The following is a 611-nucleotide window of genomic DNA, read 5'->3' on the forward strand; positions in this document are numbered from 1 at the left end:
AAGTGAATAACCCGAAGTGAAGTTGGCAACGACGTTTTTATTACTTGTAACGCTGTTTAATTGACACGTTGCGCCAATGCAATCGCCGTCAAATGCACTAAACGTATAGCCGGTATTGGCAGTGGCTGTGCAAGTGCTATTGCCGTTGTGGATGGCTGGATTAGGTGTGCAAGTGACTGAACCACTGCCCGCTGGATTAACAGTAATGGAAATTGGATAAGTCGGCAATGCTGTCCATTGCGCGTATAGCATGACATCGGCGTTATTTATTATGAGCTGGGTACCAGCGTTATAATGAATACCTGTACCATCGGCGACGGTATTCCAACCGGCAAAGTTATAGCCGGTTTTTATTAGATCACCAACTAATTGAGTGGTGACAGATGCACTATTCAAATATGCGGTATTATCAATTGGCGCGGCGCCGCCAGTATTGCCGTTGCCATTATAAGTGACGGTGTAAGTCGGCAATACTGTCCATTGCGCGTATAGCGTGACATTGGCGTTATTTATTATGAGCTGGGTACCAGCGTTATAATGAATACCTGTACCATCGGCGACGGTATTCCAACCGGCAAAGTTATAGCCGGTTTTTATTAGATCACCAACTG

At 45.5% G+C, this 611-nt stretch carries 1 protein-coding gene; it reads right to left on the reverse strand.

The window, feature by feature from the left end; genetic code table 11:
• Positions 1 to 611 (reverse strand): InlB B-repeat-containing protein (locus HUK38_RS14715; protein WP_182585058.1); only part of this gene is annotated, 611 nt, incomplete at both ends.

Origin of the sequence: Thiospirillum jenense, from assembly GCF_014145225.1 — a bacterium.
Taxonomy (GTDB): domain Bacteria; phylum Pseudomonadota; class Gammaproteobacteria; order Chromatiales; family Chromatiaceae; genus Thiospirillum; species Thiospirillum jenense.